The organism is Mycobacterium asiaticum (assembly GCF_001668675.1).
GTDB lineage: Bacteria > Actinomycetota > Actinomycetes > Mycobacteriales > Mycobacteriaceae > Mycobacterium > Mycobacterium asiaticum_D.
Window position 1 is genome coordinate 1 of the sequence record NZ_LZKQ01000172.1, and the last position, 2,961, is coordinate 2,961.

Here is a 2,961-nt window from a genome sequence, read left to right on the forward strand (position 1 = left end):
TGCGCCCCGAGCGCGTCGTGCAGCTCTGTCACCCGGATATCCGCAACGACTTTCCGCCGCTGCGAACGTCGAAAAGCACGGTCCCCGAACACTTGCCGGTCCAGCTCACCAGCTTTGTCGGGCGCGACGGTCAGATTGCCGACTTGCGTCGGATGCTGCCGGCCGAACGGCTGGTTGTCTTGACCGGTGCCGGTGGTGTGGGCAAGACCCGGTTGGCTATCCAGGTCGCGTGCGAGGCGGCGGCCGATTTTGATGCCGGAGTGTGGTTCATCGATCTGGCGCCGATCACCGACCCTGGCCTCGTCCCGGCCGCCGCAGCCGAAGCCGTCGGACTCTCCGATCAGCCGGGACGGTCAGCGACGGACGCGCTGGCGCGGTTTGTGTCGGATCGTCGAATGTTGATGGTGTTCGACAACTGCGAGCATTTGGTGGACGCCGTTGCCGTCCTGGTCAACGCGCTGTTGAGCGCATGCCCGAACCTCACACTGCTGGCCACCAGCCGTGAGCCGATCGCCGTGCCGGGTGAGGTGACCTGGCGGGTGCCGTCCCTGTCGCTGGACGACGAGGCTATCGAGTTGTTCGTCGACCGCGCCCGCCGTGCGCGTCCCGACTTCAGCACCGACCAGGCTTCGGCGATCCGAGAGATCTGCCGCCGGCTCGACGGCATGCCCCTGGCCATCGAATTGGCCGCCGCCCGCGTGCGGGCGTTATCGCTGGAGGAGATCATCGGGAGTCTGAACGACCGCTTCCGGCTGTTGACCGGAGGTGGACGCATCGCGGTGCGCCGTCAGCAAACCTTGCGCGCCTCGGTGGACTGGTCCCACGCACTGCTCACCGAGCCCGAGCGGGTGCTGTTTCGCAGGCTCGCGCCGTTCATGGGGGGATTCGATCTGGCGGCCGCCAGGGCCGTCGCGGGAGATAATGAGGCCGAGCGCTTTCAGCTGCTCGACCTGCTGACGTTGCTGGTGGACAAATCGTTGGTGGTTGCTGACAACACCGGCGGTCGAACGCGTTATCGGCTGCTGGAAACGGTCCGCCAGTACGCCCTGGAAAAGCTGGGCGAGTCCGGTGAGGCCGACGCCATTCGTGGACGTCACCGCGACTACTACACAGCAATGGCCGCGCTGCTGGACGCGCCGGCCGCCACCGGACACCAGCTGCGTGTCGAGCAAACGGCATCCGAGCTCGACAACCTCCGCGCCGCCTTCGCCTGGAGCCGGGAGACCTGTGACATCGAATTGGCGTTGCAGCTCGCGTCGTCGCTGCAGCCGCTGTGGCTGACCCGTGGCCGGCTGCGTGAAGGAATGAGTTGGATCGATGAGGCGCTGGCCGAACGGGACTCGGTGGACCGCGAGGTGGCGCCGGCGGTGCTGGCGCGGGCGCTGGCCGATGCGGCCCTGTTCGACGGCTGGCTTGGTCTGCCCGCGCGGATGGAGCAGGCCACCGAAGCCCTCGCGATCGCCCGCCAACTCGACGACCCGGCCCTGTTGGTCCGTGCCCTCACTGGCTGCGTTGGTACGGCGGCCGCCTTGAACCCCGAACAGGCGGAAACATACTTCGCTGAGGCCATCGAATTGGCGCGCGCCCTAGGCGACAAATGGCGACTGAGCCAGTTGCTCGGCTTCCGGGCCTACGCGGCTGCCATGGCCGGCGGCTCGATCGCGGAGCACGCGGCCGCCGAAGGGCGCGACCTCGCCGACGCGATCGGTGACCGAGTCGCCTCGGGTCAGTGCCGCCTGTACGGTATCGCCGGTGGCCGGGCGATGCGGGGCGACCTCGAAGGCGCCGAGGATGAAGTACGGGACGTACTCGCCGACGCCGATGCGGCCGGAGACCTGTTTACCAGGTTCAATGCCCTGATAGCGCAAAGCTTTGTGCTGGGGTGGCACGGCAAGTCGGCTGCGGCGCTGGCCGCCGCCGAGATTGCGATCGAGTCTGCCGTAGAGCTCGGTGCGTCCATCGAAGGACTCGGCTATCTCGCGTTGGGTGCCGCACACCTAGCCGCGGGAGACGCCGCGGCCGCCAAGGATGCTCTCGCCAAGGCCTACGGCCGCATACCGGACGCCGGGTTTTCGTCGACGAACCTGATGTGGAGAGCAGACGCCGAGCGCGCGACCGGCGATAACGTGGCGGCCCGGCTGTGGGCCGATCAAGGGGTGTCGGTAACCCCAGGATATTTTCGGATGCTCGCGCTGAATGCTCGTGTCCGCGTTGCACGTTCCGAAGGTCATCCGGAAGCCATCGAAGCGGCCGAGCGGGACGCGCACGAAGCGCTGGCGTGCGCGGCTGAGACCGGGGCACAGCTGGGCGTGCCCGACGTTTTCGACGGTCTTGCCGCGCTGGCCGCCCAGGCCGCGAGTTATACGGAAGCGGCTCGACTCCTCGGTGCGGCGCAGGGTATCCGGCAGCGTACCGGTGAAGTGCGGTATGCAATTCACCAAGCCGATTACGAAGCGTCGATTTCCGCAGTGCGAGATGCGATGGGCCAGAACGACTTCGATGTGGCATTCGGTGAGGGTGCGGCGCTGTCTATTTCGGAAGCGATCGCGTATGCACAGCGTGGCCGCGGCGAACGCAAACGCCCGTCCGCCGGCTGGGCCTCGCTCACGCCGGCCGAACACGACGTCGTCCGATTGGTCAGTGAGGGCTTGGCCAATAAGGAAATTGCCGCAAAGCTCTTCATCTCACCGCGCACCGTCGAGACCCATCTCAGCCATGTCTACACCAAGCTAGGTCTGACTTCGCGCGTCCAACTCGCCAAGCAGGCGACGGAGCGCCAAGGCTGATCGCGGTGGTTCAGGTGGTACCACGGTCGTACCGGTATACGGGGTTTCCACGATGTTTCTCGCGCCTGACATCCAGATGCTGGTTAGCATGACCGAAACGCATCCACGCGTGGACACACCGCCGGTGAACTGGGGTGATTTGGGTGTGAGCGGCCTGCCGACCGGAACGGTGACC

1 protein-coding gene is annotated in these 2,961 nt (G+C 66.5%); it reads left to right on the top strand.

Translation table 11 applies throughout. From position 1 onward, the window contains the following. The coding region (locus tag A9X01_RS14900) for a LuxR C-terminal-related transcriptional regulator (protein ID WP_065121509.1) at window positions 1-2,786 on the top strand (2,786 nt) is incomplete at its 5' end. Between the last annotated feature and the right edge of the window lie 175 nt (window positions 2,787-2,961).